We start from the raw sequence: 25596 nt of genomic DNA, 5'->3' as shown, positions 1-25596 counted from the left end.
CCCGCAGCCGTCAGTACTGGCCCATCACCGAATATTGCCAATGACGGCCTCCTTGGCCTTTTCGTCTTTCGACAGAACGTTAGATGTCAATTGAGTGACCTGATTGAGCTTATCCAGAAGCCCTTGAAGCGAAATCACTGCCATTTGCCCTTCGCTGTTGGCGCTATCAATCGCCGCTTTGAGATTGTTGATCGCGGCGTCGAACTCCGCCTGTATGCCATATACGTCGTCTTTGATTTTCTCGATGGCGATGCCATTCGCCTGCATGAACTCATAGACGCTTCGGGTCTTGCCTTGCGAATCGACAAAGGCGCCGTACGCTTTAACAGTCTTGTCGTCATTTGGCCTTTCGGCCCGCAGAGTCGCCAATGCGCTATTCATGTCTTTCAAAAGATTGTTACGCGCCTGCATGCTGGCATAATCAGCCCGGAGCTGCGTCTCGTAGATGCCGTGTCGCTCCATCATGAGCAGCATCATGGTCGCATATAGCGACTGCCCATCTGTGAGGGCATAGTCCGCACTGTAGGACGGCACGCTTGCAGTTGCATTGATCATTTTCTACCTTCCTTCCGGTCTAAAACATCGTTTGTTCAAATGATGGGTTGCACTCAGGCCATGTTGACGAGTTTGCTCCTCGTCTCGCTATCAGCACTACGCATCTCCGCAAGCTTGCTCAGCATGTCCTGAATCTGCGTCTGATAGTAATCGATGAATTGCCTTTCGTCCTCCGCGTGGGCCTTCGCCTTGGTGCTATCCGCGTCATGCTTCGCCTTTTCTTCCTGACATTGAGTGGACGCCATGTTCATGCCGGCCCCCGCGATCTTGGACGTTTCCGTTGTCATGGCGGCCATGCCCCCCCATTTCATGGTCTCCGCTGCGGCCGCGGTTTGCGCGTGAGCCATGCGCGTAACGTCTAAATGGCCCATGCGATCAGAACTGTGGGCGTCAAGACCAGACGAGGACTTGGGTGCATTGCTTTCGAATCGCAATTGACTCTGGCGAGCACCCTTGAGATTCATGCCGGCGCCGGCGATAGCGCCACTCGATGCGGCGATCGAGCCAAACAACTGGTAGAGCCCTGAACTTCGAATCGACTTGGCGGCCGCGTCCTGCGCAGCGATATCGGCGCCAACCGCAGCCCACATGTCCTCTCTGGCCGCTTTGCGAAGCTCAGAATTGAGACGAACAATGAGCGCCGCGATCGCCGACATGTTGCTCCCCGTCGCAAAGTCCTCGAGCTTGGGCGCAATACCTGAAAGCGTCTGCTGAGTAACACGCTCAGGAAACCCCGAGTTTCCAAGCAGTGCAGAACTTGGCGCGCCGTTAACACTATGGGCAAGCGACGACTGAGTAGTGGTCGCCTCTGGTGCGCGGGCGCCGCGGAGGGAGACAGAGGGCGAACTCGGCGAAAGCTGACGATGCGCGGCATTGTCCAATGGATCAACGCCGACGACATTTACACGCTCGATAGCACCTAGCATGAATGCGTTCCTTACGCTCGCAAGAGAAGGCTGTTAGAAATGATTAGGCGAAGGCACGGATGAGAGACGCATCGCTTGCACTACGGCTCTCGATAGCCTCGGCAATCCTCTGCGTGGTCGCCTTTTGGTCGAGGACGAGTTGCTTGATGAAGTCCATCTCGTTGTTTTGAAGCTCTTTCATCCACGTAATTCGCTTCCTTATGTCCAACGCGTCCGCCTGAGCGTCCGCGGCCTCCTTCTGCTGAACCCCATTCGCTATGCCCGCAGCGGCCCCGCCGAACGAAGCAGTTGCCTCGCCAACGCGGGCGGCAGTTGAAACCTTCTGGCTGATCTGAGCAATCCTGGTAGCGTTCGAGGTTGTATCTGCGATCGTGGAAGCGGCTTGATTCATGGCCCTTGAGAGGACGGTTGCCAACGAGCCCGGTTGCTTTGCGAGGGAGGCAAGTCCACGGAGAGCTGACGCGCCGGCCTCACCAAGGCGGCTCCACATAGCGGCCGCGCGGGCTCCATTCGCAGCCCCACCCATAAGCCCGGCGCCTGCCGTCAGCACGGTAACCGACAATATGATGCCCATCGTGATGCCGACAGCCACTTTGTTCGCTTGGGCAGCATCCATGTTGCCGTCTTGCATGAGACGTTTGGCAATCGCCTGGGTCATCTTGTCGACGACACCCGTTTCGTTGAGCACCGCAACGCCAACTGTCACTGCCGCGGCAACTGTCGCAAGAGTGCCACCAGTGACCACGGCGGCCGCGACCGAGAGCCCGACCGCGAGCCACCCCAGGAACTTCCTTATGTGTGCGCTCTTTTTCGCTTTCGCCATGGCGTTAGCGGCTTCGATGATCTTGTTGCCGATCGTCTCGTGCTGCTGCCTTAGCAGTTCGCCTTCGTGTCGAACATCCGCCATCCCGCTCGCAATTAGCCGGTCAGCCATTTTGATCCTCAATGCCAGCAGATTGTTAGCAAGTTCTACCGGGTCGAGCCCGCGCGGCAGCGCCAGGTTCGGAATCGAACCCGATGCGACGATTTTGCGGGAGACTGCTGGCGGCAAATTGCCAATTGCTGTCGTATCGAGCGTGCCTGAACGAGCAATCAAGGAGCGGCCGGGTACAATTAGCGTCCCTGCTTCGTACTGCGCTTCACTGTTCCAACCGGTTACGTTCAAGCTATGCACCATTTGAGTTCCTTTCCGTTTTCAGACGGTCGAGCATCCGTCGCGCGCGCCAGGCGAACGTGTTGAGCTCGGAATTTCCGGCGCTGAGCGTCAGGACATCACCGAGCGCGACTATGGCTGCTGCCGGGCGCCCCAGTTTGACCAAACATTCTGCAGCGCGAAGTGGTATCTGCGGGTCCTCGCTGTTCAGGAGCGCAGCCAACTTGTAAGCCTGCACCGCCCCCTCTGTATCCTCAAGCATCTGACTGGCAGCAGCCAGGCTGAGCCAGGATCGCGCGTCAGTGTGTCGATGCAAGCATAGAAAGCGAAAGAAACTCAGCGCGTGCTCATATTTGCCGCAGCAGTAATAGCGGTAACCCAGCGCATATAGTGCCTCAAGTTCTTCGTCTGTAATGCCAACGACATCGCCTAACGTCGCGCGCCCCGCCATGAAGTCGAGCGCGAGGTGCGACGAGGCTCCGCCGTCAATCGCATCGGCCGCCTCAGGATCGCTCAATAGGCCTTGCTCGACCCCGCTCGCCAAATCACACCCTTTGTCCGAGCCATGAAAGATTCAAAGTCGTTTCGGGTGAAGGCAAAACATCGCCTGGGGCCGCCTGCTCGCATGAATAAGATGCGTCAGAGCCCCCATCGCAATCGCCGTTACTCGCAGGAGGAGATTCCGGGCCGGCCGCCCCGGCGTCCGATAGTTGAGCCAGCCACTCAAGTTGAGCATCCGCCCTCCTTAGAAGGCGGTCCATTTGCTCGATCGTTTGTCGGGACCTTTGTATCGTTTCGTCTAGATCCACGTTCGCTTCCTCACCAACTTCATGCGATGCAACCCGGGTCCGACCTGCACCCGACGGCGCCATGCCGCTCGCAGGTGCAAACCACTCGAGAACGTCGACCGCCAGATCGGCGGCTCGACGCCAGGGCTGGGACAATCTGCGTCTTGCACAAGATGCCCGTTATCCCGACTGAACGACGCCGAGAACAGCTTCGGCATCCAGGAGTACTGGACGGCTCCTGCCCTACGGTACCCGATAGTCCGCGGCGCGCAGAATATTGAGTCATTATGGGTGCATCGGCACGAATGATAGGGCCGCTCGTACCGGCGCAAGCGTGGCTACCGTTCAGGTTGTCGGACAATACGATTATTCTGAACTTTCCCTGAAACCTGATGAGGGCGGAGTTCGTAACGGCGACTTATCGTGGATGTGAAGCGCGTGGCATTCTCCGGACGCCTAGCGTTCCACCCGCCACTACCTGCCCAGGCCTTAAATTGCCCACATCCATCCTAGGGGGCACCCAATAGCGATCCGAACAATGTTGCCGAACAATTCACGACAAATTACTCGGTTCTGAGGAGGATGGCGTCGAAGGTGGCCCCAAGGGGTCTATTTCATTCGCGCCATGCTGACTATTCCGAAGCTCGCAACTGACCTCACGAATTCAGAGCCGATCACCACCGGTCTCGGTCGCAAGGTCCCCGAGCGCTCGCAACACCTCTGCGATAGGTTCAATCAAGTGTGACGGGATATATTCATCGACCAGACCGTCTTCCAGGAGCGCACGCGCCAGCGGAACATTTCGCATCACCGGCACGCCAGCGGCGGCGGCGGCCGCGATCATTTGCTGTGCGAGCAGGTCGGTACCAATAGCGTCAATCACGGGTAGCGGAGTCTGTTGCCCATCGTAGTAAAGCGCCACTGCAATATGCGTGGGATTGGAGATCAACGCGGTCGCACTACGCGCCAGGGCGATAGGATTCTTGGCCATCAATTGCGAACGAAGTTGCTTGCGGCGCCTCTTGATCAGGGGATCGCCTTCGTTTTCCTTGTATTCTCGCTTCACTTCTTCCAGCGACATCATATTCCTCTTCTCGAACTGCCACCGCTGGAACGCGAAGTCCGCAATTGCCACGACAAGATGGATCGACCCCGCCCAGACCGCGACATAGAATAAGAGGTTACCCGTCAGCAAAGCCAGGCAGGATATTCCGCAGCTCGGAATCCATACAAGCGAACTTACTGCTGCGCGAACCACAAATACAAGAACGAGACCGAGCAACAGCACCTTCACGACTGATCGGCTCAGCTCGAAGAGGCTCTGCGACGAGAATATCCTGCCGATGTTCTCACTTGGGTTCAGCCTCATGAGCGATGGCGCCGCTGCTGAGGGCGAGAAGAGCACTCCGGTCTGCAACATGTGGCCGCCGACACCGCCGATCAGGACGACGCCGAGAAACGGCGTTGTCAGGCTCTGTATTTCACGGCCGTACGATCCGAAGAGTTGCAGCGCGACAACGACAAAGTTCTCATTTTTCAGATGCGCGATGGGTAACAGGAGCGCTGCCTCAAGTCGGTCCACCAGGCGAGACAAAGAGGTGACGAACAAGGCGAAGAACCCAATGGTCAGCACCGCCGAGACAACCTCCCTGCTCTGAGCAACCTGTCCTTTCTTGCGCAGCTCGCGCAGCCTCTGACGGGTCGGTCTTTCGCTCTTACCAGCTGGCATGAATACTCACATGGCGATGCGGCGAACAAATGCGACAGGCGATAGCCCATGATCGCCGGTATGAGTCAAAACTGTCGCGAGCGACAGGATCAGCAGCAGCAGACCAACCACGCTTTTGACCGGCATAGCGACATAGAAGACCTGCAATTGTGGCACGAACCGACCAATCAGCGCCAGACCCAATTCACTTAAGAACATGGCGAGGATGGCTGGACCGGCGAGGAGCAATGTCAACAGCATGACGAGGTCCGCGAGGCTCAGTACCTCTCCGACGAATGCTGGACCAATTGTCGGACGAAAGGTCCACACAGGCCAGATTTCATGCGAGCGATAGAGTGCCTCCAGGAGCTTGGAGAAGCCTCCCGTGACGAACAGCCATGTGAGGTAAAGCTCACCCAGGAATGTCCCAAGCGGCGAGGTTTGATTGCCGCTTGCCGGATCAAGCAGACTGGCCATCGTTGCACCCCTTTGGTTGTCAATGAACGTGCCGCACGCCTCCACGCCCCACATGACGGCGGCAACTGGCAAGCCGAGTACAAGCCCGAGCAGAAGTTCCTTCAGTCCGAGGCCCAGGATCAGCGTCAGGCTGGCCAAGTCGAGGTCCTCAGGCCTTGTTGTCCAGGCGCGCCCCATTACAGGGAACGACAATGCGATGATCACGCTGTTGCGTGCCATTCCTGTCATCATATTGCGCGCGAGGACTGGGACGACCAGCATCATGCCCGATATGCGCGCAACCGCGAGCACAAGAACAACGAGGGCGGTACGCATCTCATCCGGATCAAGTGACAACATGAAAGGACAACCAGGATGATGAAGAGCGGCCGCGGTCCTTTCTGCAGATGCCGCACGCGATGGACAATCGATGACCCGCTCGAACTCCAACGCCTACACTGCGCCGATCTTGTCGAAGATTCGCATGGTATACCGGCCAAGCTCCTCAAACCAGCTCGCGGTGGCGACCAGCACAAGATTTACGCTTATCAGCTTCACAGCGAAGGAAAGTGTTTGCTCTTGAATCTGAGTCATGGCCTGGATGAGACTGATGGTCAGTCCCACTATCGTAGCGACGAGGACTGCCGGCAAGGACAGCACAACCGACAGTGTAAGCGCTTCGACGGCGACGTTGACGAGCGTGGCGGAATTCAAGACGCCGGTCCTGCGTAGGACAAGACGAGGCCGTGGATGAGGCGCTGCCACCCGTTCACGGCAACGAACAAGAACAGCTTGAATGGCAGGGATATCGTCATGGGTGAAACCATCATCATGCCCATCGCCAGAAGGATGTTGGAGATAACGAGATCGATAACGATGAAGGGGAGGAACAGCAAGCATCCGACCTTGAATGCCTCTTCCAGTTCGGACGTGATGAAGGCCGGGATCAAGATCAAAAATGCGTTGTCGACCACGTCAGCCGCGTCTTCCTTGCTCCACGACTTGCGCGTGGCATTGACGAAGAAATGACGTGATGTCGTGGACGTGTTTTTGATGAGGAAGTCACGAACTGGCTCGGCACCTATGGCTATCGTGTCGACCAATTCTCCGAACGTTTGGTACGCGATTGGCCTATCACGCAGAGCCTGATACGCGCCCTTCGCCACTGGCTGCATGATGTAGACCGAAAGTAAGATAGCGATCGCGTTCAAGGCCATGTTCGGTGGGATATTCTGAACGCCGAGTGCGTTGCGCAGCAGCCCAAAGACAACGACAAGCTTTACGAAGGACGTTACCGTAATCGCAACGAAGGGGAGGACCGCGATGGCTCCCATCAGGACGACAAGCGTCGCCGGATCGGGCAACTTATTCATCGCTCAGCCCGGGGCAAGCGCAGATCCAGCAGGCGCACCCCGGTCCGCTCAGCAATGCGCACCAGCTCACCCGTCGCGACGACTTGGCCATTGACGCGCAGAGAAACGTTAGTGGTTGCATCAAAGCCAAGATCGATGACCTGGCCCACAGCGAGTTCACGAAGCTGTCCGAGCGGCATGGTCAAACGTCCGACATCAACATCGACGGTCAGATTAAGGCTGTCGAGGCTTTCAGACGGGAGGAACTCCGGCTTACCCATCAAACGATCCACTACTGATTGGACAGAGAGGCGGCAATCCCGGATCGAGGCACGAAACCAGGGATTGTTAGAGAGGTGCGCGACAACGCTCATCACGCCATCCTTGCCCACCGATTGGTTGTCGAGCATGATGACGTCACCTTGCGCAAGTCGCTGTAGTTCCGCCACGGCAAGGCTGATGGGAGCAATGCGCACATCCAGAAGAAGCGGAAGCTCATCGAGCACTGCGGCTACGACCGGCAGGTCGGAGGAACAGTCGGCGACCCACTGCAGCCCCTCACCATCGAGTTCCACCAAACCGACCAGATCGCTCGGTTGCTCCAGCCGAACGATCTTGAACGCGTAGGGACGCGGGGCCGCGACGTCGGAGCAGGACCAGGTCGGCCGCAGACCGCACCATCGCTCCACCTCGATCGCCAGATCCTGCAGAACGATATCAAACAATATCTCACCCAAGCCGTGGCCAGGAGACAATGTGGTGATCTCCGGCCATCGTTCTACGGCCAGCTGTGGAAGGAGCATTGCCCCTAATGCGAGGCGGATTTTGTGGCCTTGCACATTCATTAACACGGTGTAACTTGGCACCGGGATGGGCCGATGCGTTGAATCGGCCATGACCGCCTGCACTTCGATGCCGGCGAGACTGAAAGCAAACGGAAGACGACTCGCAATTCGCGATATTGCGACAGCATCGCGTCCATCGTAGCGCGGAAGATCGATCATGAGCGCTTCTCAGCGCTGTAGTGGAATGTCGTCTCCGAACCGGAAGAGTGCCAATGACAGCCCTCTTCCCGCCAGCCTCGGCCAACGACTGCAATCATGACGCGCATGCCGAGCCGATCAGACAAGTGGCGCGCAAACGCTTGGCCTCGCAATTGCAAGATGGACCTAAGGTGGTCGGAGACGATGGAGAGAGATAGCGCATCGTCGCGGCACCTGACGGACACACATGCGCTTCCAAACACGACGCGATTCAACGTGATATACGCCGTCGCGCCCCCCCTGCGGTCCGGGCATATCAAACAGCGCTCAACGATCGCCTCCGCCAGCTCAGCGAGCTCTGTGGAACGTGAAGGCTTTCCGTCCACTCCCGGATCCTGTGCATAATCCGGCATGACGGGTTCGTGCGAGACGACGGGCACGCAGGAGGACGCAACGCCCCCCATCGCCACCGGATCATGCTGATCGTTGCCGAGCTTCGAGCAGCCGGAACCATCCGCGGGCGACTCGCAGTCATCCAGAGCGGCCTCTTCGAGTCGTCGCCGAAAGCGCTCGTAATCCGCACCAGGCACAGGCTTCTGGGCCGCGAGCACGCGCGGGGGCGAGCGGTCACATGGCGCGATTGCCGACATCGAAGCGCTGTCACGGACCTTCATCAAGGCAGCTCCATCGCAGCTTCACCAGACATCAAACGCGCCGCAGCGACAGGCACGCTGAAATGCCATGCAGACAGCTCAATTCGCGCATTGCAGCGCCGCGGCTCATCGCTCCAGTCACCAATCACGACCTTGTACCCCGGAGACAAGAGGAAGGTAAGCGCCGCTCAGCACAAGGCACTCCCTTCCACCCCTTTGATCTGCTTAGGGCCGCTCAGAAGCAAATACATTTTCGATATCGGTCCAGCTGATCGCGCTATGGCGCAGCCCAACGATCGGGCCAGGCCCGATCCATATGGTTGTTGAACGGCCGCCTGATCCCCTCCATGAACGGGGGCGGATTCTCAAGGACTTGGCACCGCTTAATATTCCAGTCAGCCTGGTCAGCCCAACCCGGGAAAAGCGCCTAGTCGATCCCGCAAGGCCTGCCGATCTGCGCCGATGTTGTTAAGGCGCAGCTGCTCTGGCTGCTGTCCTTCCGCCAACGTCTAACCAGCGTCCGCGTCGCGTCGAGCACGAAGACGCCACAATCATAGCGGTTCTGCTGCTGGGCCATGTCAGCTATGCTGCGAGGACAGCTACGCCGCCGCTAAGAAGATCGATGATTTCTGACTTAGTGCCTCATCATCTGAAGCGCGGCATGATCTTACGTGCGTCAAACTCCGGCGCATCAGGGAGTGTGTCGCGAGAGCAGCCCGCTTGTACTAGTCATGCGGGAACGGCCGACGGCACTCGGGTGGTCATGGCTTGACGAGATCGATGATCATCGCGCTCGTTCAGCCGACGACGGCATACAACGCGCCGTTTTGGAGCCAATGGCAGCGGAGTTTGGCTACCTGGCAAGGGTTGGTCCAGTTTGCGTCCGCGATCTCGCGCTTCACCCGTAACTGCCGAGATTGGCAACAACTCATCGAAACGTGCCGCGTGGTGAATACCGCTCCTGCTTATCCAGGCGACCATCAATGTGTGGTCAAAGCACGGAGCGCTCGCAGCTCCATCACTTCCCGTTATGGCCCGATATCGATGAATTAATTTGCAGCTTGGCGGGTCTCCGGTACTGACACTCGGAAGAATCATCAAGCTGCTATTTGTCTTATCCTCGGGAAAGTTTCGCCGCTGAGCGCCAGGCCCAACATCGCTCGCGCTGCTAAAGCTCCAGAGGATGGCTTTGCGCTGGCACATGGAAACATTGAATGAATGCACATCTTCCGCAAGTGTGTCCCCCTTCCCACCCCACGGCACTCACGTTTCTTTGTCTACTCCTCACCGGATGCGCAGGCTCGACGGCTGAGCGCAGCGTTCTACTGAACCCGCCGAGCGGCATTCGGAAGGTGTCCGAACCTACATACTCGGAGAGCGCACCGCTCGCGGGGGGCTTTGAAGTGTTGACCCAGCCATCCGCCCCACCTGCCGAAACCTCGGAGCGTCGGCTACCGGTCACCACCAATAGCACGCGCGTCAGTCTGGACTACGTCAATGCTGATATTCGGCGGGTCGTGAATGACGTCGTCGGCAATATCTTGGCCATGCCCGTTGTGATCGATCCAGGCGTGGAGGGAAAGATAACGCTCCGGACTTCCGGCAAGGTTCCGGCGAATGATGTTCCGCGGCTTCTGGACGAAGTGCTGGGAAAGTCTGGTTACGGACTGGCGGCAGGTGACCGGGGAGTCAGGGTGGCGCGCCTGGCTGATCTCGCCGACGGAGGGCGCGGCGATGTTAAGGTAATTCCCGTTCGTTATGTCGACCCAGTCGAGGTCATCAAGGTCATCCGACCAAACGTCGAGGAAAACGTTCATTTGGCGCCCGCCCCCGGACAACGAGGCATTGCGATCAGCGGCCCGCCCGGTGGCGTCAGTTCCGCGCGTGAACTCATAGCCTTGTTGGACATCGATAGCATGCTCCACAAGTCCTTTGCTCTGTATACCCTGGCTCAGGCTAGTCCCGCCGCAGTCGAGAAAGACCTCAATTTTCTATTCAATCAGAATGCTGAGGGTCCGGCGCGAGTCCGGTTTGCATCACTGGAGCGGTTGAACGGCATTCTTGTAATTGCCGACGATCCTGCGGCGCTCCAGCACGCGCGTACGACAATCGAGAAGCTGGACAGAACGTCGAAGGCAGCAGCAAACGTTCAAGTGCGGCCTCTGAAGTACCGAAGGGCGACGGAAGTGGCTCAGGTGCTGGCGCAAATCTTCGGCGCTGACCCGAGCGTTGCAGCAGCGCCCGCACAGTCCGATGGAGAGTCCGGCAAGGTGCCGGTGGCAAGCCTGGCCAGTCGATCAGACCTTCTTCCAAACCCGTCCAGCCCGCCGAACGCAGACTCCGACTCGAACACGCAGACGGTGCAAGCAAAGCACGAAGCGGTAGTGGTCCCGGCCAGTCTCGGGTTATCGGCGCCGGTGCGGATCCAGGCGGATCGCAGCCAGAACGCGCTTGTTATTCTGGCGGCACCGCACGATGCCAAGATCATCGATGCCGCGATCCGTCGTCTTGATGTCAAGCCTCGTCAGGTTCTCATCCAGGCAATTGTCGCGGAGGTCCGGCTAAACGACGGCCTGGGGTACGGGGTGGACTATCTTTTGTCCTCTCGTGGCCTGGGTGCCGTTCCAAAAGGTGGCTTGTCCTATGTGTTTCCCGGGACAAGTGCCAACGTTGTGCTGCATGCGCTGAGCGAGGTGGCGGACGTCAAGGTTGTATCCGCGCCACGCATTCTCGCGGTCGACAATCAGCCGGCGACGATCCAGGTCGGCGAGCAGGTCCCTATCTTGTCCCGATCATCCCAATCCCCGGCAAGCGAGAACTCGCCGATCATCAGCAACGTCGAACTGCGTGACACAGGAGTAATTTTGGCTGTTACGCCGAGAATAGGCGCCGGCGGTAGTGTCACACTCGACACTTTTCAGGAGGTTAGTACCGCCAACAAGAACAAGCTCACCAGCGTCCAGTCCCCTGTGATTTCGCTACGCCGCCTGCAGAGCACCGTATCCACACGAAACGGGGATACGATAGCGATTGGTGGGTTGATGCAGGATAGTACCTCTCGGGCCGATTCTGGGCTGCCTTTGCTGATGAACATTCCGCTTCTGGGAGCGGCATTCCGGCGTACTGAACAAACCAAAGAGCGAACTGAGCTCCTGGTGTTACTCAATCCTCTGGTGCTTCAAGGTGACGCAGAGGCAGGAGCCCTAACCGACGAGTTGCGGGCGAAGTTCGAATCGCTGGCGCCCGAGCTCGGCCGCCAGCTCACGCCCGGACCGCAACAAGAGGCTGCCTCACCAAAGCGTGAACAAGCTGCGAAGGTTCGGCGAGAGCTGGCAATCCCGGCCGTCACCGGCTCAATTTCGGTACCCAGAACCTTTCCTGAGCCCCCGGTATCTCCCCTGCTCGATGGCAATATGCGACGCGCACTCGATTGATAGTTGGCGCGAAGCAGTCTCCCGATCGGAACGCTGTGCTTGATCAGAGTACGTATCCAGTGACGACTAGAAGGTTGCTGTCGATCGGCGCAAGACCGTCATCGACGTCGCCGGTCAGACAGTCCCATCGCTTGCCGGCACGGACGATGACTCGCCGCTCAGGCTCCCGGGGCAGCAGGTCGGATGGCTGCTCGTCGGGCTTTTCCTTGAACGCGGGCCGCGGCAGGCGAGCTACACTGTCGTCGCAATCGCAACTTGTATCGACGAACATTTCTTCCCTCGGCGATCTGCCGCCAGTGAAACCTCAGTCCAACCAGCAAGATCCCAGGTTGCAGCTAGGCTTCGACTATTTGCTGGCCGGATCGCGGGGCGACGGCCGCTCGGCAACACGCTGGCGTTTGAAGTCTCAGAGTCAGTCGATGGTGGACGAATTCCACTTCGGGCCGGGGTTCACACTGGTTGTACCCTCGAGGCTCCCGTTATGATAATGAGCCTTCCTTCTCTTTGCCGTCTTTTCGAAGCGCCAGTTTTACGTGGGTTGTCAGGAGGTCACCTACCGCCTGTGCCGCGAAGGGCAGCGGAGTATTGCCGGAAGAGATCAGGCATGCCGTCACATGGATCGGCGGATCTATCGAGATCAGCCTCAGATGGCCATGTCCCGGCATGTCAGAGAAGACGATCTTCGGAACGATCACATTACCGATGCCTGCATTGACCAGGGAGAGCGCACTGGCGAACGTATCGACTTCCGCGATGCAATTGGGTATCAAGCCGACCTCTTGAAACGCCCGGTCCAACGCGCTGCGAACTGTGTTGGGCCTTGTCGGCAGCACAAGAGGAAGGTGAGCCAGTCGCTCGAGCGAAATGGTATGCGTGACGTCTTCCGCAAACACAGGTCCAACCAGCGATAGCGGCTGATGAAAGAGCGGCTGCCGCGATAAGCCCTGGATAGGCTCATCTTCCAGAAGGAAGCAGAGATCGAGCGCACGCGATGCGATAAGCGATCTCATGCGCAGAATGTCACCTGCAACCAGACGGAGGTGCACTTTCGGCAGAATCATCCGGCAGGCTTCCATAAAGTCGCAAGCCCAGCACACCGCAAATCCCGATGACATGCCAAGCCTTACCAAGCCTTCCGGTTCTCCTGCCGCCGACCGAACAACGCGGTCCAGCTGCTCCACCTGCCCAATGATCGATGCCGCCTCACGATAGAAGATTTCGCCCGCGGCAGTTGGACGAATGCCGCGTTGACTGCGCTGGAGCAGTTCGACGCCAAGCTCAGCTTCAAGGGCAGTCATTTGCTGGCTGAGGGCAGGTTGCGCCACGTGCAGCATGCCTGCCGCCCCCGTAAAGCTACCAGCATCCACGATGCCGAGGAAATAGCGGAGATGACGAAGTTGCAGGAAGTTAGGTGACATCAGTCGCGTTCGATTTCGCTCGGTCGATTCAGGCATGATCAGAATATCCGGACTCGCCATCAGCCCGGATAGCGTGCCGGCACCGAACGACCACACCTACCGATGAAGATCAGGCAATATTCCGGATGATACCATTGAGTGCGTCGTGAACCGCCTTGATGATGGTGGAGTTCAAGTTCAACAGTGTCGTGTGCTTGGTCATTGAGAGCTGAAAGCGAATCAGATCCATGGTGTCGTCCGGGTTCATGGTTGCCATACGTTCTCTCACATTGCGTTCCGATTGGACGACGGATTGCCCAATCGAGCTGGTTATACTGCCGAAATGCATTTCACCTCTCATTACTCAGCGGACTATTTCGCGGTGTTGCTGTACCCATGTAGCATCAACGACTTCGGTCGCGCAATCTATTGCCTCGAGCAGCGCCTGCAGTGCTTCGAACTGCCGCGTCGTGACGCCGCTATCAATGTGACGTTTCAGAGACTGCCTCCAGTTCTGGAGGTCTTCATTGATGACGGCTCTGCTGGAGCCATCGACATCATTTAGCAGCTGCTTCTCCAGCTCAAGCACGATGGATTCCTCTTCACCGTTGATCATCCTCGGTTAACCACTCTGGGTTCTCTCGATAGAGCATGCGAAGGTTCGATTCTCCGACGCGCACGATAAGCCCGTCGCGGTCAACGGCCGCAATCTTGCCGATGTGATCGATGCTGTCGCCCACTTTCAACTGAGCTCCGTTTTCAACCACGACGAAAGGTGTGCGGCCCAGGTGCACCCCTCGCACCGCGGGCAATACCATCAGCTCACACCGCGACTCGAGTCGGATATAGGGCCTGAATCTTTCCTCGAACCGAGCGGCAACGTCCTTCCACTCATCGTATGTCGCCGAGGCCAGCGCTCCGGACACGGATACGACATCGGGCCTTACGGTGATGCGGATGGACCGACGGAGTTCGGCGGACGCCGCCCGCAGCAAAAAAGCGCGTGCGCGATCTGGTGTTGCCACTTCATCATTGGTCTTGTAGATGCCCGGGATGTCCTGCTGGAGACGACGAAGGGCCGCTTCTACTTTAGCATCGCTCCGACCGTAACCTATTACTGTGAGTTCGCCTGCAGCTTCTACGCGAACGCGACCGTCGATATCAAAAGCGTGTAAGATCGTAGCTGCGAGGTCGATCAGCCTTGCGTCAGATAATTTGGCAGTAGCCGGTCGCTTTGCTGTGAGGTCAGCCGCAAGCCTGGGGTCCTGCCAGTCAGACTGGCTCTTGTTGGTATTCTCTCCAGGCCCCAGTTCGATCGTCAGCCTGCCGGCAGTCGATTGGATATTGACGTCGGGTGCAATGTCCGCCCCATGAGGATCGGCCGTCTGCGGCTCGATCGGCTGGGTGCCCGGAGGGTTAAAAAAAGACCGGGAGTGAAGCCGCTCCATCCCTGCCCAAGCGCCACATATTATCATCAGGAGGCCACAAACCACCGCCGCCAACCGCAATCGCCACGGTATCCAGCCCACCGCGAGACGTGTTCGCCAGCTGCCCAAACTCGATGACTCTGTCGCATCCGAAGCGGCCCTGCTTGCATCCACCCCCTGGCGCTCGGCTACGGTATACTCCTTGGGAAAGTCGAGCCCGACGGGACCGAGGCTAAAGATTGTGCGGCCAACACGGACCGGGGTGAACGGATCAAGGATAGTCGGATTGTTGGGAGTGCACTCTCTACCGTTGATCAGCACGCCCGGTGCGGACGCAGTGATCTGGATTTTCCCTGACTCGTTAACAATGCGAATATGCGAACCGACGAGTTCCGGATCGCCGAAGGTGAGGTCATCCGTATCATGGCTACCGATGAGCGACGTTCCCTCGTCCAGCCATGTCTCCGCGCCCAGGTTTGGCCCGGACAGCACGCGCAAAGTGAGCTTGGCCTGCTCATCGGTCAGAACATTCTTTTCCATTGGCATGCACGTCACTGCAGCGCAATTCGCGCCAAGGGCTGGACAGAGATGTCGGGAGTAAGCTCCTGATAGGAGAGCACCGGGAGCTCGTACAAATCGGCCTCGACAAGCTTGCGGACGTATCGACGGACATCGATCGAGGTGAGTAGCACGGGCTTGTATGGCAGCGATTCAAGGATGCCGGCGGCATCTTTTATCCTGCCAACGATCTGTCGCGTGGTCTGCGGATCGAGAGCGAGATAGCTCCCCGCAGACGTCTGTCGAATTGACTTGCGCACAGTATCTTCCACCTCCGGCGTCAAAATGTAGGCCGGCAACAGATTCGTACCGGCACAATGCTGAAAGCAGATCTGCCTCTTGAGCGCGCCGCGCACATACTCGGTCAGCAGCACTGTATCCTTCTCATTTTGTCCCCACTGGACCAATGTGTTGAGGATAGCACTCATATTTCGCAGCGAAACCTGCTCCGAAACGAGCCGTTTGAGCACCTCGGCAATCTTTTGCAGCGGGACTAGGCGCAACGCCTCCTTCACGAGTTCTGGAAAGGATCCTTCCGCCTGCTTCAAAAGCGCTTTCGTTTCCTGAATACCGATGAACTCATCGGCGTGCCGACGCACGATTAGACCAACATGGCAGGAGAGAATCTGGGCTGATTCCAGATACGGGATGCCCGCCGCTCGCAGCGACTCGAGATGTGCGACATCAACCCAGACGGTCTCGATCTGAGGCAAGAAGGAGGGCTCTTCCACGACACATGGAATGTCCACCATTTCGAGGCGCTCGGGAGTATCACGCGCCAGGATGTGTTGAGGCCGCAATCGTCCCGATCCGTATGGAACTTCATTTAGCCTGATAATATATTCGCCGTTGTGACAATCCTCGTTTATTCGGACATTGATCGCTGGAACCGGCACGCCAAGATCGAGCATCAGCGCCTGCTGCGTGGCCACCAACGCTTTATCAAGCACGTCCGGCTGGATCATCGTCTGGATATCCCGGTCAACGTCGATCATCAGGGGCACAGTAAGCATGATGCCATTGCCGCCTACGCCTACCTTCTTTGCCTCAGAGGCCTCAGTCGGATTCATCGACAGCGCTCCCCCGCTGAGTGGCTGGCCATGCGAGTCAGTGCGCAATAGCTGGCCACGACGCTGCAGCAGCCAGCCAGTCCCACCCACCGCTGCTGCCAAAACCATAAAAATCAATGTCGGAAAGCCGGGCACAAGGGAGAACAGGATGAGCATGAATGCGCCAACCATGAGTGCACGTGGTTGCGCACTCAGTTCATTGCCGATTGCATTGCCGAGGTCTGCGCTGTTGTCTTCGGAGCTTACTCGCGTGACGATGAATCCTGCCGTGATCGAGGTGAACAACGCCGGAATCTGACCGACGAGACCATCGCCAATGGTCAAGGTCGTATAGACTTCAAGCGCCTCCGAGAATCCCATTCCCTTTTGGAGTGAACCAATTGCGATCCCGCCAATGATGTTCACGATAATGCTGATCACGCCTGCGATCGCGTCCCCTTTGAGGAACTTCATGGCGCCGTCCATGGCACCGTACAACTGACTTTCGCGCTCGATGGCAACACGGCGCCTGCGTGCCTCTCGCATATCGATGCTGCCGGCCCGCAAGTCGCCATCGACGCTCATCTGCTTTCCCGGCATGGAATCCAGAGAAAAACGTGCAGCGACTTCGGCAACGCGCTCTGATCCTTTGGTGATGACGACAAATTGTACAATTGTCATGATCAAGAAGGTAACGGCGCCTACGACGAGATTACCAGCTACGACAAAGTTACCGAAGGTCTTGATGATCTGGCCAGCTTCCGCACGAAGCAGGATGGTGCGAGTTGCCGCAATACCGAGCGCCAGACGAAACAGCGTTGCCAGCAACAGCACCGATGGAAATGAGACGAATGCGAGTGGCGATTTGATGTAGACCGCCACCATCAGCAGGAGGGCTGCAATTCCCAGATTGACCGCTTGCAGCACATCCATAAGCACTGATGGAAGCGGAATAATCATCATGAAAACGATCGTGATCAGCAACGTCACCAGAACAATGTCGTTACGGCCGGTCGCGATGGTCAGCAGTTTGTCGAGTGACTTCATATGATCAGCCTAGCGCGACTTGCCCCGTGAAATGCCAGTCCATAGCCAGAGGTGCGACACGCAGCTGACGATGGCTCGCTCCGGCCCTGAGGCAGACTGCCGGCCCGCCTTCAAACCCAGAGCAGCAAATTTGAACCCTCCGCGCCGATTAGCTGCGTTCAAAGCCAACTCGCCCGGATCGCAACAGTGACTCTGATGTTTCTTCGATCGTCTGCCGTAAGCCCGCAGTCTTTGACCTAGACGACAGGCACACGCGATCGTGCCAGCGGGACGGTCGGTCGAGCGTATCGCCGTCAGCCTAACCGCACGATCTGCATCGACGTAAACCGCAGGATCCGATGCACCATGGATGAGATCGACCTACTAGACCCGCCATATCCAACGTCGTATCGACGCTCGCCTGATCCCCTCCCCTAGCCTTCGCATCCCCGACATTCTTCGAGATCCAAGGCCGATCCGGCTTGCGACGTGTTCACAGCAGTCCTGTTCTCGCAAACCTGCTCCGGCCTCCTCACCGAGGCATCGCGCAAAGCGCGCGCCAGATGTTCGCACTTATCGAACTGCTTGCCTGTTTGACGTACGATGTTGCACATTTCGTCGCGTGCCTGCCGGGCCCGATCGGCTTCCGCGATTGCCTTTTCAATGTCCTTTTCGAGCAGCTGATCGTGATCGTGCAGCGAGGTCATCCTTACCTTCAGACCGACAAGAGCGCCGAGAGCGACGGTTTCTCCGATCACGGAATCGTACAGGGAAGCTTCAAGCCGAAGACGCTTTTGCCGCCAGGTGCGGTGATTTTTGGCGGCGGTCTCCACGGCAGCGGCAGCGTTCTCAAGGGCCAGCTGTCGCGCCCGGAGAATATCTTGCTGACGATGATGTCGCAATTTCCGTAGCTCCAGGAGACGGTGGACGGCGTCCGAGATCATCCCACGCATGCTTCAAGCTCCTGGAGCGTGGCTTCGAAGTCCATTTGCTCACTTGTCGATTGGCGCAGGAAGTTCTGTATTTCGTCCCTTCTGGCGATCGCCTCATCCGCGAGTTCGTCGGTTCCGTTCTTGTATTCTCCCACACGAATCAACAGTTCGACCTCCTGGTATTTCGCCATCAGCTCACGCAGTCTCCGCGCCATGCTTTCATGCTGGGGAGCCACGATCATGCTCATGACGCGGCTGACGCTCGCAAGAATGTCGATGGCAGGATAGTGGTTCGACGTAGCCAGGGCACGCGAGAGCACAATGTGCCCATCAAGGATCGAGCGCGTTTCGTCGGCGACGGGTTCAGTCATGTCATCTCCCTCGACAAGCACGGTATAGAAGGCCGTGATCGACCCACGCGCATTGTTGCCCGCGCGTTCCAAAAGTTGCGGCAGTGTTGCGAACACGGATGGCGGGAAACCATGCCGGGTCGGTGGCTCACCCGCTGCAAGGCCGATCTCCCTGTGCGCCCGCGCAAAACGCGTTAGCGAATCCATGAGAAGCAGCACACGTTTGCCTTGATCGCGAAACCATTCAGCGATTGCAGTGGCTACATAGGCCGCCTTGGCGCGCTCCATGGCGGGCCGGTCGGACGTCGCGACAACAAAAACCGCTTTGGTTCGTGATTGCGAACCGAGTTGCGTGATGAACTCTTGCACCTCCCGTCCGCGCTCGCCGATAAGTGCTATCACCGCGACGTCAACGTCAGCGCCCCGTATGAGCATCGACAGCAGTGTGCTTTTGCCGGCTCCTGCAGCGGCAAAGATACCGACGCGTTGCCCTTCCCCGCACGTCAGCAGGGCATCGATCGCCCGTACACCGACCGGAAGAACCTGATCTATGCTACGCCGGCTTAGCGGATCCGGTGCGCTGCCATGAACCGGCACGTGGGCCTCTGCGATCATGGGCCCATGAGTGGTTGCATCGAGCGGGCGGCCAAGGCCGTCAAGCACCCGACCTAGCAAGTTCCAGCCCGCCGGCACCAGCAGGGCCTTGCTCGTCGGAATCACCTCTGTGAGGGTAGAAAGTCCCCGCATTTCCCCGAGCGGCGTCAGAACGGCAACATCGCGCTGAACACCGACGACCTCAGCGGTCAGTCCACGGTCATTTTTGGGATCGTGGAGTTCGCACAAATCCCCGATACGCACGCCAGGAGCCGTCGCACGGATGATTGTTCCAACGACTTGAAGGACGCGACCACGGACATTCATCGTCGGCGTTTGCTCAACCGCCCTGTTAGCGAGCCGGAAGAACCGATCGATGCTTTCATACGAACAACCTACGGGAGCTACCGCCGTTGACGGCTCGGCTGTCTCCGAGATCACTTCGACGCCTCCAGGCTTTTGCGAAGGCCGCTTTCGATCAATGTCAGCTGGCTTTCGATCGTCGCGTCGACCAGTCCGGCATCGGTCTCAAGAATACACCCGGCATCATTGATCCGCGGATCAGAAATCACTTCGACGACTGCGCGTGACGTGACCGCCGGGACTATCTCGTCGACCCGCCCGCGAACCGTCTCGACCAGCGACGGTGCCACTCGCAGCCGAACGACAGGGCTATGGCCCACGACTCGCAGGCTTCGCAGTGCGATCTGCACCGCGGTCTCGTCTGGTGCCGTCGTGTCGATGATCCGGCGGGCGATCTGCAGGCCGAGGTCCACGATCCTTTCCTTGTTTTGCTCCATGACCCGCAGCGACTCTACGGCGATTGCGGCCAAGCGCTGTTGAATTGTCACTTGCGCTTCCTTGAGCCCGGCTTCTCTGGCGGCCGCTTCAATCCTGCTCGCGGACATGCGCGCTTCCTCAACAAGCGCCTCTGCATCGCGCTGCGCCTGGGTCAGCAGTTGCTCGGCGTGCAGGAGTGCCTGCGCGCTTGCCGCCGGCAAGATTTGCCCTGGTCCGAGAACACTGATCGTCTCGGACGTCAATCGAACCAGTGCGACCATGGGGCCATCCTTTTGCGGACCAACCGCCGCATCGCATGAAAGGCGTCCTCTCCAGCACTGTCGTTGCGACAGGCGTTAGCCGACACCGTCCAGATCGACGCAGGGCTGCGTAATCTCAGTCGTACCTGCAGTGCATGCGGGATGCAGCCCATTGCGAGGCCGAACATCGCAGCTGCGCAGTGGAGCAGTTCAGCAGGCCCGGTCGGCAGCTTGGAAGCACCGATAGCCGACATCAGTCCGGCGGTCGGTCGTGGCAGCAGCGCGGCATCGAAAGCGAACGCGAAGGCGTCTTCTCCGAGGACGGAACGCGCTGCAACGACATCGGCGTTGCGAAGTTGCCCGACAAGACTCGGCACCCCGGTCCACGCCGCGGCAAGGCACATGAGGCGCACGGCGTCCGATACCGGCAAAAATGCGAGCCGCGTCCGCGGCGCATGGCCAGCGGAGATGATGGCCGACGCCCCCCTATCTTGATCGCGAAGCAGCCGACTTCCAAGTCTCATTCGGATGAACGAATCTGCCCGTGCAGGATCCCGCGGCAACCATTCCGGCCAATCCTTGGCTATAGCATCATCGAAGTCGGCCGCGGGATCGGCGATGCAGCGCATCATCGCTCCGGCCCACGGCCTGTGAAGCCAGCTGTCCGAAATTGCCGCCGATTCTGTCGCGATCATCGCGGGATTGCTCGCTTGCATCGATCTATGGCGCCGCAGGATTTGTTGTGTGGCTCACTCGCTTCCGCCACACGAGAAAGGCAAGAGCTGCATTGCAGATTAGCGATATCACCAGCCCAGCCACGAGTCCGACCAGGAGATAGAGCCGAGCGCTGGCCTCGGCGGCGACGGGAGGCGCATCAAGTGGCGGCAAGCCGCTATCGCTTTGACTTGCCTCGACGAGCGTAACCGAGACGCCGTCGTACGATACGCCCTTCAAGCTATTTGCGACCAACTCCTTGATCTTCGGTACGATCTGATCAACGGCAGTACCAGCCTTATAGCGGACCAATACAGCAGCAGTTGAGGGAGCAGGTGGGACGCGATCGTCGATCGTATTTTCGGGCAGGACGGCATGGACGCGGGCACTGAACACGCCATCGATCCTGGAGAGCGTCTCCGATAATTCCTGCGTCGTGCCATGGATGAATCGCACACGCTCCTCCGTTGGCGATGACAACATACCCTCTTTCTTGAAGAGGGTGCCCAAGTCGGCAAGCCGATCGCGAGGCAATCCGGCGCCATCCAGTACACCCATGGCACGCGGCACGTCTTTCGTCGAAACAATCAGGGAGGCCGCTCCGTTGTGCTCGGGCACCCGCTCGGCATCGATGCCGTGCCGCATCAGCAACGCGAGCATGTCGTTGGCGTCATGCGCCGGAAGATTGCGATAAAGCTCGATCTTTGCTCCGCAGCCCGTCAACGCGAGTGTCGCCAAAAGAATCAATGCGCGCTTCAACACCAACATCACGCTCGCATCACGGTTGTTCACTGGCTCTTCAGGAGAGTATCTAGGCTTTGCACGGCCTTCCCAACCACTTTCGACGCGATATCGTATTGCAGAGTCAGGGCTGACAGGGCGGACTGCGCGTTCAGCCACTCAGTCGAGCTGAACTCGCCGGAAGTATGGCTTTCCGCGACCCCGGCCGCGACTTTCGCGGCATCGCCGAAAGATGCGCTTAGTTTATCCATTCCACCAAGGATATCGTCAGCCACCCGGACGCGACCAATAAGCCCCTCCTCGCTGGAGCCAAGACCAGTGACCGCTGCGGGATCATCATTCGGTGATGATGGCACCGGCCGCTCGAGGGCCGCACGAAAGGCCTCGACCGAGTCACTCGGCGCCCTTGATGCCGCCGGCCTCCCGCTCGCCGGCGACACGGCCTCAAGTAGCGCCACGACCTCATTCACACCGCTCATTGACTGAACCTCCTGTATGTACCTTCGCTGCACCACCTAGTGCCGCAAAAAGCCCGTCGAGCGCCAGATCGCCGCGAGGAAGACGCCGAAGCACAGCATCCCGCTCGCTTAAGCGGCCAACAATCTCAAGCACCAGCGCCTGAAATGCCATTCCATAGGGATCATTCGCGCGGGCAAGAGGATCGAGGCGCTCCAGCGCTGCTTCAACGTCACCTGCCAATAGATCGACGAGCACGCAAGCGATGACGGCCTCCCGACCGCCTGGAGCAACCACACCAATTCCCTTGGCAATCCGCCTCGCTCGCTCCACGTCGCTTTTAAGACAGGCCAGAAACGCAATCTCGGTCAGGCACCGCAGAAGGCGGCGTCGGCTTTCCGGCGCGGCAAACGGGACCAAATCAGACATAACGACGAATAGTCCTTACACCGCTTTAAGCCCGCCTCATCCGCCAGAATGCAATAAGGCTTTCACCGAAGAGTTGCACCTGCTGCGGGGTGTTTTGGCCACCACTTCTGATGCCGCTGAGCGCGTCATCAGCATTCGGATAAAGCTCTGCCTTCCAGCAGGCCGCCGCTCAGGATTAGCTGCTTCAACGGTTCTAGTCCGCGGCACGATCGAGTGGAAATACCGTTCGCATATGGAAGCATAGTGAATGCATATGGAACGTAACTTCGGGCCAGACGGAAGACCGCGCAAGCAAGGAGTCAGGCGACGGACAGGGCAGACAACGCCGACGCGACCGACCACTTGCTCCCAAAGGTCGCAACAGAGAGCGTCTCAGAAAGCGTCATAGACGGACACATCAAAAGAGGAGTCAGTTTGCAACCAGCAAAACGGCTCAAGGTGACCTCTGAGTATTTCGTCCGGATGAAGTTACGCTCCGACCTGAGCAGCATTCTCGAGCCCGATGCTGCAAATTTTGCAAGTGAAATATTTGAGCAGCTGCGCGACAGCACAGGATCCTCACCGAGCGAACGGAGAGTAGCTTGGCAACCGCTTCATGGCGTATACAGATGCTGTCTTCGCAAGTTCGGGTATCGCGGTCGCAGTGAAGCACGGGGCTGCCAAGCCAGACATCTCGACCCCGGCAGCTTTCAAGAACGCGCTACTCTCCGCCAAAAGCGTCGCTTACAGCGATCCGGCAACTGGGGCGGCAATCGTCACCTTCGTGCGCGACGGCTGCTTGACGACATGCCATGTCTTACGCTGCTTGCCGATGCGGATGCCGAAGCCTGGTGTCTTGTCGTCATAGAAGTTGCCCTCTTTGAGAGAGCGAATGGTGATGTCAGTGAAATGGATGATGAACATTTTTGCTCGCTTTTTGCTCGGGAATGCGTGGTGTAGTGCCGAGAAAAGACGAGCAGCTATGAAGTACAGATTTTCCGGAAATTCAAGAAGGGTCAGTGACTTACGGTCGGCATGAGTAGAGATGAGCAGCTAAGATTTTTTGCTCAAGACAACTTGGCAAGCAGCACCGACCTCCTCAATCAGGTCGTTTGTGTACACTCGGCGGCAATACCCCTCGATCACCCGCAAACTATTGTCCTGGCGCTCCTGGCTGTAGGTCGCGCAAGCATCTGGCACGAGCGTCACCAGGTAACCGAGGTCGCAAGCGTCACGCACAGCGGATTCCACGCACTCGTCGGTAACCACCCCAGCCAATACCAGCTGTTTTGCGCCGAGATTGCGCAGCAGGTAATCGATATTGGTGGATATAAAGACGCTCGAGGACGATTTCGGCAGCACAATTTCGTCATCGCCCGGCGCAAGCTCGTCAATGACCTTGCCGTCCCATGAACCTCTTGGGACGTTGAAGCCCACGATCTTGTAGTTCTGGCCGCGATCGCGACCATCCCGTGTGAGGCTCTCAATCGTCGTGTAAAGTACTTCTATTCTTGCCGCACGAAAGGCAGCCTGCAGCCTCAGCATGTTGGGTATGGCAATGCTGTTCAAGCGATCGAAATAATAGCCGTGCTTGCCGGCGATGTCGTCGTCCGACACATCCTTGAACTCGCCGCCATCGCGTCGGATGCAAAAGTTCTGCACGTCGATGAACATTAATGCGGACTGCCCCGGATTGAGCGGCACCTCGCGCGTCGGAAGTTCAGTCGTTGACATGTTTTCCTCTCGCGCATCGATCGGCCCATAGCAGTTCAAGGTCGCAATCTGGGCGTCCCTCGGGATCATCGATCAAATGATTTACGATTCAAAGTAGCGGGCGCGGCAACCGGCGCTCTCCGCCCCCTCAGCGCATCCAGGCATGTTTAGTCAGACTGCAAGCTCTAAGATAAGAGACCTAAATGCGACGTCCCAGACAATCATCTTTGTGGCGAGGATCGGCCAAATTCAACCTCGTGTCGAGTTTATTCGCTGCGCCGGCAACGGTTACGTCGCCAACATCAGCCCGTCATTCTCCTGGCGGAACAACACGGCTCCTCAACTCTTCCCCGGTCAGCCATATCAGCCAATCATCGTCGACAATTTCCTCTTCCACCAGCCGCAAGATCGAGCCGGCTCTCTCATGGTGAGCATATCCGTACTGTGAAACAACGCCCTTATCGATTAGCCAGCGCGCTACCAATCCACAGACGAAATCAGGAGCCCACATGGCGAAGGACACGCCGAATGCCATTCCTCCCATAATCTCGGGTATGCCCGAACCTCTGAAGTCTCTGCGCACCCAACCATCGCCGTGATACGCTACTTTGCCAGACATCTTCCTCGCAATTGGTGCCGCACAAGTGCACTCATCCTCTGGATGGGCATGTTTGTCCGGATCGGCGTAGAACGCTTTCAGGGATTGAAGATGCTCTGCAAAGTTGCTGCGCGAAAGATCGTACAGTCGAACGGCCTGCAGGACCGCAACGTCATTGTTCTTGTCGACGCCGACCATCCAAAATCCCTCGCCTGATCCAATTGGCGAGCGGTCCGGCCGGAAATTCGGATATGTAGGCCCCTTCGTTGCAGTCGCCCGCGTAATCGAGATATACTCGTGAAAATCGACTCCCAACGAAAGCTTGATGCCTTTTTGGGCGGCGGCAGCGTCATAGCTGTTAATGAAGCGCGATATGTGCAGCAGGTCGACTACGCTCGTCATTGCCGCGTCTTGGTCCTATTGTGATGCGTCAGGTCCCTTAGCACTGCTACGGCACTAGCGATTTACGGGACACTACCAGTTCGGGTGGGTTAAGAGTGGGTCCGATTTTGACGAATTCGTCATCACTCGTGCCCAACGCCATCGCGACGGACACGACGAATAAGGCGGCAAGGCAAGCACGAA

Annotated in this window: 28 protein-coding genes; 1 reads left to right on the top strand and 27 read right to left on the bottom strand. The window is 58.1% G+C overall.

The window, feature by feature from the left end; all coding sequences use genetic code 11:
- Positions 1–24: 24 nt before the first annotated feature.
- The 11 genes from BI327_RS18090 to BI327_RS43775 all read right to left on the bottom strand — a co-directional run bounded on the left by BI327_RS18090 (position 25) and on the right by BI327_RS43775 (position 9151).
- Entirely contained in the window at positions 25–555 is a 531-nt protein-coding gene (locus tag BI327_RS18090) for a hypothetical protein (protein WP_076862082.1), read from the bottom strand.
- Positions 556–608: 53 nt separating this feature from the next.
- Positions 609–1481 (bottom strand): hypothetical protein, encoded by an 873-nt coding sequence (locus tag BI327_RS18085; RefSeq protein WP_143271645.1) that lies wholly within the window; start codon positions 1479–1481, stop codon positions 609–611.
- A gap of 43 nt (positions 1482–1524) precedes the next feature.
- The gene (gene sctE, locus BI327_RS18080) at positions 1525–2658 is read right to left on the bottom strand and encodes a type III secretion system translocon subunit SctE (protein ID WP_083742123.1); all 1134 of its coding nucleotides are present in this window, start codon (positions 2656–2658) and stop codon (positions 1525–1527) included.
- Positions 2648–3151, bottom strand: a complete 504-nt coding sequence (locus BI327_RS18075) for a SycD/LcrH family type III secretion system chaperone (RefSeq protein ID WP_136626172.1) — start codon at positions 3149–3151, stop codon at positions 2648–2650. Before BI327_RS18075 ends, sctE begins: the two co-directional genes overlap by 11 nt.
- 935 nt (positions 3152–4086) lie before the next feature.
- A complete protein-coding gene (locus BI327_RS18070; RefSeq protein ID WP_076862079.1) occupies positions 4087–5151 on the bottom strand; it encodes an EscU/YscU/HrcU family type III secretion system export apparatus switch protein in 1065 nt (354 codons plus the stop codon).
- 6 nt (positions 5152–5157) lie between these two features.
- Positions 5158–5946: a type III secretion system export apparatus subunit SctT gene (gene sctT, locus BI327_RS18065; protein ID WP_076862078.1), complete on the bottom strand. Its 789-nt coding sequence runs from the start codon at positions 5944–5946 to the stop codon at positions 5158–5160.
- Between the two features lie 93 nt (positions 5947–6039).
- Entirely contained in the window at positions 6040–6300 is a 261-nt protein-coding gene (gene sctS / locus BI327_RS18060) for a type III secretion system export apparatus subunit SctS (protein WP_066504027.1), read from the bottom strand.
- Positions 6297–6959 carry a type III secretion system export apparatus subunit SctR gene (sctR, locus tag BI327_RS18055; RefSeq protein WP_076862077.1) on the bottom strand — a complete coding sequence of 221 codons (663 nt, stop codon included), beginning with the start codon at positions 6957–6959 and terminating at the stop codon, positions 6297–6299. Before sctR ends, sctS begins: the two co-directional genes overlap by 4 nt.
- Positions 6956–7942, bottom strand: coding sequence for a FliM/FliN family flagellar motor switch protein (locus tag BI327_RS18050; RefSeq protein ID WP_076862076.1), 987 nt, complete (start codon positions 7940–7942; stop codon positions 6956–6958). Before BI327_RS18050 ends, sctR begins: the two co-directional genes overlap by 4 nt.
- Positions 7939–8595: a hypothetical protein gene (locus BI327_RS18045; RefSeq protein ID WP_143271644.1), complete on the bottom strand. Its 657-nt coding sequence runs from the start codon at positions 8593–8595 to the stop codon at positions 7939–7941. Before BI327_RS18045 ends, BI327_RS18050 begins: the two co-directional genes overlap by 4 nt.
- A gap of 406 nt (positions 8596–9001) precedes the next feature.
- Positions 9002–9151: a Ulp1 family isopeptidase gene (locus tag BI327_RS43775; RefSeq protein WP_143271643.1), complete on the bottom strand. Its 150-nt coding sequence runs from the start codon at positions 9149–9151 to the stop codon at positions 9002–9004.
- Positions 9152–9977: 826 nt separating this feature from the next.
- On the opposite strand from BI327_RS43775, the gene BI327_RS18035 reads away from it, so the two are divergent.
- On the top strand, positions 9978–12008 hold the full coding sequence (locus BI327_RS18035) for a secretin N-terminal domain-containing protein (RefSeq protein ID WP_159450465.1): 2031 nt from the start codon (positions 9978–9980) through the stop codon (positions 12006–12008).
- Between the two features lie 43 nt (positions 12009–12051).
- Here BI327_RS18035 and BI327_RS18030 read toward each other — a convergent pair whose 3' ends face one another.
- From BI327_RS18030 to BI327_RS17955, 16 genes are all read right to left on the bottom strand, one after another.
- A complete protein-coding gene (locus BI327_RS18030; RefSeq protein WP_076862072.1) occupies positions 12052–12279 on the bottom strand; it encodes a hypothetical protein in 228 nt (75 codons plus the stop codon).
- 208 nt (positions 12280–12487) lie between these two features.
- Complete coding sequence (locus tag BI327_RS18025; RefSeq protein ID WP_159450464.1) at positions 12488–13462, bottom strand: LysR substrate-binding domain-containing protein; 975 nt, start codon at positions 13460–13462, stop codon at positions 12488–12490.
- Between the two features lie 73 nt (positions 13463–13535).
- A complete protein-coding gene (locus BI327_RS18020) occupies positions 13536–13754 on the bottom strand; it encodes an EscF/YscF/HrpA family type III secretion system needle major subunit (RefSeq protein WP_066504019.1) in 219 nt (72 codons plus the stop codon).
- Between the two features lie 15 nt (positions 13755–13769).
- Positions 13770–14021 carry an EscE/YscE/SsaE family type III secretion system needle protein co-chaperone gene (locus BI327_RS18015; RefSeq protein WP_076862070.1) on the bottom strand — a complete coding sequence of 84 codons (252 nt, stop codon included), beginning with the start codon at positions 14019–14021 and terminating at the stop codon, positions 13770–13772.
- Positions 14008–15372, bottom strand: a complete 1365-nt coding sequence (locus BI327_RS18010; RefSeq protein WP_076862069.1) for an FHA domain-containing protein — start codon at positions 15370–15372, stop codon at positions 14008–14010. The genes BI327_RS18015 and BI327_RS18010 overlap by 14 nt, the downstream gene beginning before the upstream one ends.
- Before the next feature lie 11 nt (positions 15373–15383).
- On the bottom strand, positions 15384–17486 hold the full coding sequence (gene sctV / locus BI327_RS18005) for a type III secretion system export apparatus subunit SctV (protein WP_076862068.1): 2103 nt from the start codon (positions 17484–17486) through the stop codon (positions 15384–15386).
- A 413-nt stretch (positions 17487–17899) separates the two neighbouring features.
- On the bottom strand, positions 17900–18409 hold the full coding sequence (gene sctO / locus BI327_RS43770; protein WP_394329867.1) for a type III secretion system stalk subunit SctO: 510 nt from the start codon (positions 18407–18409) through the stop codon (positions 17900–17902).
- Positions 18406–19782, bottom strand: coding sequence for a type III secretion system ATPase SctN (sctN, locus tag BI327_RS17995; protein ID WP_283807797.1), 1377 nt, complete (start codon positions 19780–19782; stop codon positions 18406–18408). Before sctN ends, sctO begins: the two co-directional genes overlap by 4 nt.
- A complete protein-coding gene (locus tag BI327_RS17990; protein WP_076862066.1) occupies positions 19779–20402 on the bottom strand; it encodes a FliH/SctL family protein in 624 nt (207 codons plus the stop codon). The genes sctN and BI327_RS17990 overlap by 4 nt, the downstream gene beginning before the upstream one ends.
- A complete protein-coding gene (locus BI327_RS17985) occupies positions 20381–21076 on the bottom strand; it encodes a hypothetical protein (RefSeq protein ID WP_076862065.1) in 696 nt (231 codons plus the stop codon). Before BI327_RS17985 ends, BI327_RS17990 begins: the two co-directional genes overlap by 22 nt.
- Before the next feature lie 25 nt (positions 21077–21101).
- On the bottom strand, positions 21102–21887 hold the full coding sequence (gene sctJ / locus BI327_RS17980) for a type III secretion system inner membrane ring lipoprotein SctJ (RefSeq protein WP_143271640.1): 786 nt from the start codon (positions 21885–21887) through the stop codon (positions 21102–21104).
- Positions 21884–22315 carry a type III secretion system inner rod subunit SctI gene (gene sctI, locus BI327_RS17975; protein ID WP_143271639.1) on the bottom strand — a complete coding sequence of 144 codons (432 nt, stop codon included), beginning with the start codon at positions 22313–22315 and terminating at the stop codon, positions 21884–21886. The genes sctJ and sctI overlap by 4 nt, the downstream gene beginning before the upstream one ends.
- The gene (locus tag BI327_RS41765; RefSeq protein ID WP_143271638.1) at positions 22299–22721 is read right to left on the bottom strand and encodes a hypothetical protein; all 423 of its coding nucleotides are present in this window, start codon (positions 22719–22721) and stop codon (positions 22299–22301) included. The genes sctI and BI327_RS41765 overlap by 17 nt, the downstream gene beginning before the upstream one ends.
- Before the next feature lie 723 nt (positions 22722–23444).
- The gene (locus tag BI327_RS17965) at positions 23445–23624 is read right to left on the bottom strand and encodes a hypothetical protein (protein WP_076862061.1); all 180 of its coding nucleotides are present in this window, start codon (positions 23622–23624) and stop codon (positions 23445–23447) included.
- 129 nt (positions 23625–23753) lie between these two features.
- Positions 23754–24434, bottom strand: coding sequence for a cysteine hydrolase family protein (locus BI327_RS17960; RefSeq protein WP_076862210.1), 681 nt, complete (start codon positions 24432–24434; stop codon positions 23754–23756).
- Between the two features lie 289 nt (positions 24435–24723).
- Positions 24724–25413, bottom strand: a complete 690-nt coding sequence (locus tag BI327_RS17955) for a hypothetical protein (protein WP_076862060.1) — start codon at positions 25411–25413, stop codon at positions 24724–24726.
- Between the last annotated feature and the right edge of the window lie 183 nt (positions 25414–25596).

Origin of the sequence: Bradyrhizobium mercantei (genome assembly GCF_001982635.1) — a bacterium.
Classification (GTDB): domain Bacteria; phylum Pseudomonadota; class Alphaproteobacteria; order Rhizobiales; family Xanthobacteraceae; genus Bradyrhizobium; species Bradyrhizobium mercantei.
This window is presented reverse-complemented; position numbering and strand designations above follow the sequence as displayed.

What these genes read in the sequence shown, in the direction of transcription:
- BI327_RS17965 (WP_076862061.1), bottom strand. Translation starts at nt 23,624, where the DNA reads ATGTTCATCATCCATTTCACTGACATCACCATTCGCTCTCTCAAAGAG.
- BI327_RS18020 (WP_066504019.1), bottom strand. Translation starts at nt 13,754, where the DNA reads ATGCATTTCGGCAGTATAACCAGCTCGATTGGGCAATCCGTCGTCCAA.
- sctV (WP_076862068.1), bottom strand. Translation starts at nt 17,486, where the DNA reads ATGAAGTCACTCGACAAACTGCTGACCATCGCGACCGGCCGTAACGAC.
- sctE (WP_083742123.1), bottom strand. Translation starts at nt 2,658, where the DNA reads ATGGTGCATAGCTTGAACGTAACCGGTTGGAACAGTGAAGCGCAGTAC.
- BI327_RS18070 (WP_076862079.1), bottom strand. Translation starts at nt 5,151, where the DNA reads ATGCCAGCTGGTAAGAGCGAAAGACCGACCCGTCAGAGGCTGCGCGAG.
- BI327_RS41765 (WP_143271638.1), bottom strand. Translation starts at nt 22,721, where the DNA reads ATGTCTGATTTGGTCCCGTTTGCCGCGCCGGAAAGCCGACGCCGCCTT.
- BI327_RS17990 (WP_076862066.1), bottom strand. Translation starts at nt 20,402, where the DNA reads ATGGTCGCACTGGTTCGATTGACGTCCGAGACGATCAGTGTTCTCGGA.
- sctR (WP_076862077.1), bottom strand. Translation starts at nt 6,959, where the DNA reads ATGAATAAGTTGCCCGATCCGGCGACGCTTGTCGTCCTGATGGGAGCC.
- BI327_RS18050 (WP_076862076.1), bottom strand. Translation starts at nt 7,942, where the DNA reads ATGATCGATCTTCCGCGCTACGATGGACGCGATGCTGTCGCAATATCG.
- BI327_RS17955 (WP_076862060.1), bottom strand. Translation starts at nt 25,413, where the DNA reads ATGACGAGCGTAGTCGACCTGCTGCACATATCGCGCTTCATTAACAGC.
- BI327_RS18085 (WP_143271645.1), bottom strand. Translation starts at nt 1,481, where the DNA reads ATGCTAGGTGCTATCGAGCGTGTAAATGTCGTCGGCGTTGATCCATTG.
- sctO (WP_394329867.1), bottom strand. Translation starts at nt 18,409, where the DNA reads ATGATCTCGGACGCCGTCCACCGTCTCCTGGAGCTACGGAAATTGCGA.
- sctI (WP_143271639.1), bottom strand. Translation starts at nt 22,315, where the DNA reads ATGAGCGGTGTGAATGAGGTCGTGGCGCTACTTGAGGCCGTGTCGCCG.
- BI327_RS18090 (WP_076862082.1), bottom strand. Translation starts at nt 555, where the DNA reads ATGATCAATGCAACTGCAAGCGTGCCGTCCTACAGTGCGGACTATGCC.
- BI327_RS43775 (WP_143271643.1), bottom strand. Translation starts at nt 9,151, where the DNA reads ATGGCCCAGCAGCAGAACCGCTATGATTGTGGCGTCTTCGTGCTCGAC.
- BI327_RS18045 (WP_143271644.1), bottom strand. Translation starts at nt 8,595, where the DNA reads ATGAAGGTCCGTGACAGCGCTTCGATGTCGGCAATCGCGCCATGTGAC.
- BI327_RS18010 (WP_076862069.1), bottom strand. Translation starts at nt 15,372, where the DNA reads ATGGAAAAGAATGTTCTGACCGATGAGCAGGCCAAGCTCACTTTGCGC.
- BI327_RS17985 (WP_076862065.1), bottom strand. Translation starts at nt 21,076, where the DNA reads ATGATCGCGACAGAATCGGCGGCAATTTCGGACAGCTGGCTTCACAGG.
- sctT (WP_076862078.1), bottom strand. Translation starts at nt 5,946, where the DNA reads ATGTTGTCACTTGATCCGGATGAGATGCGTACCGCCCTCGTTGTTCTT.
- BI327_RS18015 (WP_076862070.1), bottom strand. Translation starts at nt 14,021, where the DNA reads ATGATCAACGGTGAAGAGGAATCCATCGTGCTTGAGCTGGAGAAGCAG.
- BI327_RS18030 (WP_076862072.1), bottom strand. Translation starts at nt 12,279, where the DNA reads ATGTTCGTCGATACAAGTTGCGATTGCGACGACAGTGTAGCTCGCCTG.
- BI327_RS18025 (WP_159450464.1), bottom strand. Translation starts at nt 13,462, where the DNA reads ATGCCTGAATCGACCGAGCGAAATCGAACGCGACTGATGTCACCTAAC.
- BI327_RS17960 (WP_076862210.1), bottom strand. Translation starts at nt 24,434, where the DNA reads ATGTCAACGACTGAACTTCCGACGCGCGAGGTGCCGCTCAATCCGGGG.